This is a genomic window from Stenotrophomonas sp. KH_036_B (assembly GCF_057839485.1).
The window spans coordinates 4,462,581-4,469,630 of sequence record NZ_CM174491.1; the positions used below are offsets into that span (position 1 = coordinate 4,462,581).

The window sequence follows — 7,050 nt, forward strand, 5'->3', positions numbered from 1 at the left end:
CAACAGCAAGGCACTACCCCACAACGACTTCGACACTGCAAACCCCTGTTGGTACGGCGGCCCGCGCCGACGCGGCGGGGGCGTGGAATGAACGGGCGTATTGTGGTGCTGCCGTGTTACAGCGGCAAGAAACGAAGACCGGTGTCACAGTCTTTCAGGTGACGGCATCGGCAGGCGGGAAGCTTGGACACGCATGGCGTGTCCCTACGCTGGTCGCCTGCGCCGGTGGCCTGGACACGCATGGCGTGTCCCTACGCTGATTGCCTGCAACGGTGGCCTGGACACGCATGGCGTGTCCCTACGCTGATTGCCTGCAACGGTCGTAGCGACACGCCATGCGTGTCCCTCGCATCACTTGCCGATACAGAAGCTCGAGAAGATCCGCCCCAGCAGGTCGTCGGCGCTCATCCGCCCGGTGATCTCTCCCAAGGCTTCGTGAGCCAGGCGCAGTTCCTCCGCGGCCAACTCCAGGTGTTCGTGCACCAGCTCCGATTCGGCGCGCTCGGCGTGGCCAATGGCGAGAATGATCGCCTCCACGTGACGGGCGCGGGCGGAGAACTCGCCTTCCACGCTGTCGCCGGCACTGCCGCTGGCCAGTTCGCGCAAGCGGGTGTGCAGCCGGTCCAGGCCCTGGCCGGTGGCCGCCGAAACATGCACCACGTTGGCGTCGATGTCGGCCGGCAGCGATTCCAGCAGGTCGCTCTTGTTATGGATCCACAACTGCTGCGGGACGTCGGCGATCGCGTCGGCCACGGCGGCGTGCCCCGCCTGCGGGTCGCGCGCGTCCAGCACGATGATGGCCAGGTCGGTGCGCTGCATCTCGGCGCGCGCGCGGCGCATGCCTTCGCGTTCGATCGCGTCGCCGCCCTCGCGCAGGCCGGCGGTGTCGACCAGGGTCAGCTCCAGCCCGTCGATGCGGATGGTCTCGCGCAGGGTGTCGCGGGTGGTGCCGGCGATGTCGGTGACGATGGCGCGTTCGCTGCCGGCCAGCGCGTTGAGCAGCGAGCTCTTGCCGGCGTTGGGCGGCCCCACCAGCACCGCATGCAGGCCGTCGCGCAGTCTGCGTCCGCGTTCGGCGTCGTCGCGCAGCGTCACCAGCGACCGCAGCACCTCCCCGAGTCCAGACCGCACCTGTTCGCCACCCAGCGTGTCGAGCGGCTCGTCGGCGAAGTCGATGGCCGCCTCCACGTGGATGCGCAGGCGCACCAGCTGCTCGCCTGCGTCTTCCACGCGGCGCGAGAACACGCCGTCGAGCGAACGCCGCGCCGCGCGGGCCGCGCGGGTGTCGCTGGCGGCAATCAGATCGGCGATGGCCTCGGCCTGGGCCAGGTCGAGCTTGCCGTTGAGGAAGGCGCGTTCGCTGAACTCGCCGGGTCGGGCCTGGCGCGCGCCCAGTGCGATGCAGCGGGCCACCAGCTGCTGCAGCACCACCGGGCTGCCATGGCCCTGCAGTTCCACCACGTCTTCGCCGGTGAAGCTGCGCGGGCCGGGGAAGTACAGCGCGATGCCGTCATCGATCACCTCGGCCTCGGCATCGCGGAAGCGCGCGTAATGCGCGTGCCGGGGCTGCAGCAGCGGGCACCCCAGCGCCGCCGCAATGCGCAGCGCCTGCGGCCCGGACACGCGCAGCATGCCCACCCCACCGGCACCGGGCGCGGTGGCGATGGCAACGATGGTGTCAGTGGACGCGTTCATGGCTCAGAGCTTCTCCAGTTGCGCGCGGGCCTGCGCGGCACCGCTGCCCTGCGGCTGCAGCGCGAGGTAGGTGGTGTAAGCCTGCTTCGCCTTCGCGGTATTGCCCGCGTGGAAGTAGGCATCGCCCAGGTTGAGATGGGCCACCGCGCGCGAGGGATCGATCTTCAAGGTGTTTTCGAGCCAGCGCGCCGACTCGACATAGCGCTGCTGGCGGTAGTAGACGAAGCCGAGATTGTTGGCCGCCTGGGCGAAGTCCGGGCGCAGCTTCAGGGCTTCGGTGAACTGCGCCGCCGCCTCGTCGTAGCGCTTCTCGCGGTACAGCTGCAGGCCGCGGTCGTTGGCCTGCTGCGCGCGTTGGCGGTCGGAGGTGGGCACGGCTGCCGGCACCACCAGCGTGCTCTTGCCGCCCTGCAGGTCGGCCACGGTGACCGGCGCGTCGCCCGGCGGCTTGGCGTCCTGTGCAGCATCGACGCGGTTGTTGAGTGCGATCGCATCGGCGGACAGCTGGCTCGTGTCGGCGTTGAGGTACTCCTGGCTGTCGGGCACCTGGAACACGAACTCGCCACCCTGCGACCCGGGCAGGCTGCCGAAGGCGGGGGTCTGCCGCGATACGGCCGAGACCGCCGGTGCCACGTAGGCCGCCAGCTCGGTACCGGTGATCAGGCCATCGCCATTGAGATCGCCCTTCCCTGCCAGCGCCTGCAGCAGCACCCAGGTGAACACCGAATGGCCGTTCGGGCCGCTGTCGGCCACCTGCTGGTCGCTGCCACCGGCCGTCAGCATCTGGCGGGCGCTGCGGCGCGCATTCTCGCGCAGGAATGCCGAAGACGACGGTCCGCCGCGGGTCAGGCCGAGGCCGCTGTAGCAGGCATCCATCACGAACATCACGTGCTTGGCCTGCATGCTTTCGGCGATGTTCTGGATGTCGGTCATCGCGATCGCATCGGTGGCGAACTCGTTCGGGTCCGAATCCACCGGAATGATGTAGCCGAGGTCGCGCCCGGACGCCAGCCGGCGCGTGGCCCCGTGCCCGGCGAAGAACACGAACACCCGGTCGTTGCGGCCGGTGCGGTCGTCGGCCAGCCGGTCATGGAACGCGGCCAGGATGTTGTTGCGGGTGGCCTGCTTGTCCTTGAGCACGATCACCTGCGAGGACGGAAACTTGAACTGCCCGGTGAGCGTATCGGCGATGGCCTGGGCATCGTGGCTGGCGTACTCCAGTCGCGGCCACTTCGCGTATTCGTCGATGCCGATCACGATCGCCCACGACTTCTCATAGCCGGTGGTGACGGTGGCCTCGCTGGCGGCGGCACTGCGCGGACGGCTGACGGTGAACTCCCGGCCATTCCAGCCGGCGAACTGGTAGCCGTCGGCGATCAGGCGATCCAGGATCTGTGGCAGCGCCTTCACCGCACGGTCGTGGATGTCGTGGAAGAGGATGATGCCGCGCTGCTCCTTCTGCACCTGGTCGACCACGCGCTGCACGATCGATTCCGGCACCGGGTCGGCCCAGTCCATGGAGTCGATGTTCCACATGATCGACTTCAGCCCGGCTTCGTTGAGCAGCTGCAGGCCTTCGGCGTTGCGCGCGCCATAGGGGAAGCGGAACAGCGGGGCGCGGCGTTTGTCCACGTCCTTGAGCAGGGTGTCGGTGGACAGCACCTGCTCGCGCAGCGCCTCGCCGGTGGTTCGCGACAGCTGTGCATGGGTCAGGCTGTGGTTGCCCACCGCGTAGCCCTGCTCCATCAGGCTGCGGCTGATCCCGGCCATGGGCCCCAGCTTGACGCTGCCGTCGGCATGTACCTCACCCAGGTTGCGGCCCACTTCGAAGAACACGCCGGGCACGTCGTAACGCTTGAGAATGGCCACCACTTCGTCGGTATAGGCCTTGTGCGGGCCGTCGTCGAAGGTCAGCACCACGGTCTTGGGCGGCAGGTCGCGGCCGAAGATCTCGCGGTCGCTGTCCTTCATCGACATCGGGTACGGCTCGATCACGCCATAGTCGCGCAGGATGGCGTCGCGGCGGTACTGGGTACGCAGGTGCGCGACGTAGTCGTCCCACTTCTCGCGCTTCAGCGTGATCGCACGGGTCCGCTCGAAGCGGCTGAAGATGCGGGTGATTTCCTGGTTGTAGTTGCGCTCGATCTCATCCAGCGCCTCCAGGTCCTCGCCGATGCGCTGGTGCAGCTTTACCGCCGGCAGCGAGGAATCCGCGCCGATGCGGTCGTGCAGGTCGCGCAGCACTTCGCGGAACGCGAGGCGGTCGGCGTCGTACAGCTCCGGGGCCGATTCGATGTAGTCCAGCACCGTGCCCAGCGTGGTGAAGCGTTGCGGGCTGGTGCCGCGCAGCAGCGTATCGAACTGGGCGGCGATGGCCTTGCGCTGGTCCAGCCCATCGTGGAACAGCTGCTGGCCGATGCGGCTGGAGGTGGTGCGGTCGCTGGGCGATTGCTGTGCTTCGTCGGCGAGCAGCACGATGATGCGGCGATGGCCGTCGAGCTGCTTCTGCAGGGCGGTGAGCAGCGGCGCGGCGGCTGGATCGGCGGCGGCGGCGGCCTGTGCGCTTGGCTGGGTCGGCGTGGTCGGTGCGGCGGGGTCGTTGTTGCCGCAGCTGGCGACGGCCAGGGTCAGCAGCGCGATGGAGGACAGGCGGAACAACGACGACGCACGGGGCATGGGGGGCTCGATGGGTGGAGCGTGGTGGGAGGTCTGGTGGCGATTGTATCGCCGGCAAAGAAAAACCCGCCGGGGGGCGGGTTTTTCATTTCAGCAGGTCAGCTCTACTTCTTTGCGGGGGCGGGCACCGGCTCGCCGCCGTGGCGCTTGGTCATCCACCACTGCTGCAGCAGGCCCAGGCCGCCGTTGACCACCCAGTACAGGACCAGGCCGGACGGCATGAAGGCCATCATGACGCCGAAGATCAGCGGCATCATCTGCATCATCTTGGCCTGCATCGGGTCCATGCCCGGCGCGGGGGTCAGCTTCTGCGTGGCCCACATCACCGCCACGTTGATCACCGGCAGGATGAAGTACGGGTCGCGCGCGGTCAGGTCCTGGATCCAGCCCAGCCACGGCGCCTGGCGCAGTTCCACCGACTCCACCAGCACCCAGTACAGCGCGAAGAAGATCGGCATCTGGATGAGGATCGGCAGGCAGCCGCCCATCGGATTGATCTTTTCCTTCTTGTACAGCTCCATCATCGCGGTCTGGAACTTCTGGCGGTCATCGCCATAGCGTTCCTTCAGCTGCGCGATGCGCGGCTGGAAGCGACGCATCTTGGCACCGCTCTTGTACTGCACGGCCGAGAGCGGATACAGCACCAGCTTCAGCAGCACCACCAGGCCAACGATGGCCCAGCCCCAGTTGTTGACGACCTTGTGCACCTGGTTCAAGACCCAGAACAGGCCCTGGCCGATCACGGCCATGATCGAGAAGCGGCTGTAATCCACCACGCGATCCAGGCCCGGCACGTCTTCCTTGGCGATCTGGTTGACCAGCTTCGGACCCACCCACAGGCGCGCTTCGCTGCTCACCTGCTGGCCCGGGGCCACGGTGAACGCCGGACCGGTGGCCTGGATCTGGTCGCGCCCGTCATGCTGGCTCAGCGAGTAGTTCGCGGCCTGGTCCTTCTGCGGGATCCACGCGGTGAAGAAGTGGTGCTGCAGCAACGCTACCCAGCCACCGGTGACCTGCTGGTTGACCGGGCCATCGTCCAGGTAGTCCTTGAAGGCACGGCGCTGGTACTTCTTCTCGGCATCGAACCAGGTCGCGCCGTTGAAGCTGAAGGAGTCCGGGTTGGTCATGCTGCGCGACAGGATGGTCGGCGTGCGGTCCAGCGTGCGGTAGACGTAGCCGCTCCACGGCGTGGTGCCCGCATTGATGACCTCATCCTTGACCTTCACCGCGTACTCGTTGCGGTTGACGGTGAAGGTGCGGCGGATGCTGACGCCGTTCGGGCCATTCCAGATGAAGGGCACCTGCAGCTCGTTCTGGCCCTTGGCCAGCACGAAGTCCTTGGCGTCGCCGACCAGGGTGAAGCCATTGGCTTCCGGCACCGGCATGCTCTTGTCCTGGCTGGTCCAGCCGGTCACCGCACGGTACGGGTGGGTCGGCTCTTCAGTCAGCAGGCGCACCGGCGGGCTGCCGTCGGCCTTGGTCTGCGGGAACTGCAGCAGCTCGGCGTCCAGCACCGTGCCGCCATCCAGCACCAGGCGCAGCACGTCGGTGGTGACGGTCACGCGCGGCGCGCCGGCCTGGGCCTGCGCGGCCGGCTGGGTGGCCGGCGTGCTGCCCGGCGCGTTCGGCACGTTGGCGCCGGGTACCGTACCCGCCGCGCCCGGGACGCTGCCCTGGGTCTGGGCGGCCACGGGCGCCGTCGGAGTCGGCGCGGCGGTGTCGCGGCCCCACTCCATCCATAGCAGGACGGCCACCATCAGCCAGGCAACAATAAGGAAAACGCGGGTCTGGTTCATCGTGCGGGCTCGACGGGGCCGGCAGCAGGTGCCGGCTCGGACTGGGAATGGGGTGCGACCCCGGGCGGCGGCATTGTGCCGTCCGCGCCCGGCATGGGCAATGTGCCCAACCGGCGGAGCAGGCGTTCGAAGGCCTGTCGGATCTCGGTATTGCTTGCGGTACGGGCAGCACTACGGGCGACGACGACATAATCGCCGGCACTCAGCCACGGCCGTAGGTGGCGTGTGGCATCGCGCAGCACACGCTTCACTCGGTTGCGACCCACGGCTCGGGGGTCGACTTTTCGCGAAACGGCAAGACCCAGCCTGGCTGGCGTGTCGCTCTTCAGCCAGTGCAGGGTCATCAGCGGTTCGGACACACGGCGGGCGCCGTTGAAGACCGTTGTATATTCGGCACGCGTACGAACCCGCGCAGAGCGAGGAAATCGCTTGCGCGGGTCGGAACTGCTCACAGTCAGGATTGCGTCTGCCGCGGAAAGCGGCATTGCAATCAAGCGCTCAGGACTTTACGGCCCTTGGCGCGGCGACGCGACAGGATCTTGCGGCCGTCAGCGGTCTTCATACGGGCACGGAAGCCATGGTCGCGCTTACGCTTGAGGTTGCTGGGTTGGAAAGTGCGCTTGGTGGCCATGCGGGCCTCTATATGGAGGGGACGGAAAGAACCGGAAATTCTATAGACCTACCCCGGGTCACGTCAAGCCTGTGTCACTACGGGATTTCATCGGCCTGTGCAATAGCTGTGGATCATTTTGTGAATAACTTCGGGACAACCATTCCCGGACCCCTGCGTCGGTGGTAGGCTGCGCCATCCATTCTTCCCCCTTCCGGCCTTCGGTGCGGCGGTTTCCCACGCCTGTACGCTGGCCCCAGACGATTATTGCCG

5 protein-coding genes are annotated in these 7,050 nt (G+C 67.4%); all 5 read right to left on the minus strand.

Translation table 11 applies throughout. The annotated features are described in order from the left end of the window. Positions 1–351: 351 nt before the first annotated feature. A complete protein-coding gene (mnmE, locus tag AC3ITN_RS19690; RefSeq protein ID WP_313345034.1) occupies positions 352–1,695 on the minus strand; it encodes a tRNA uridine-5-carboxymethylaminomethyl(34) synthesis GTPase MnmE in 1,344 nt (447 codons plus the stop codon). Between the two features lie 3 nt (positions 1,696–1,698). Further along, positions 1,699–4,371, minus strand: coding sequence for a polysaccharide deacetylase family protein (locus AC3ITN_RS19695; RefSeq protein ID WP_489391621.1), 2,673 nt, complete (start codon positions 4,369–4,371; stop codon positions 1,699–1,701). Between the two features lie 104 nt (positions 4,372–4,475). After that, positions 4,476–6,167, minus strand: a complete 1,692-nt coding sequence (gene yidC, locus AC3ITN_RS19700; RefSeq protein ID WP_313345040.1) for a membrane protein insertase YidC — start codon at positions 6,165–6,167, stop codon at positions 4,476–4,478. Beyond that, a complete protein-coding gene (rnpA, locus tag AC3ITN_RS19705) occupies positions 6,164–6,652 on the minus strand; it encodes a ribonuclease P protein component (protein ID WP_313345043.1) in 489 nt (162 codons plus the stop codon). The genes yidC and rnpA overlap by 4 nt, the downstream gene beginning before the upstream one ends. A 5-nt stretch (positions 6,653–6,657) precedes the next feature. Then, positions 6,658–6,798, minus strand: a complete 141-nt coding sequence (rpmH, locus tag AC3ITN_RS19710; protein ID WP_006404565.1) for a 50S ribosomal protein L34 — start codon at positions 6,796–6,798, stop codon at positions 6,658–6,660. Positions 6,799–7,050: the final 252 nt, after the last annotated feature.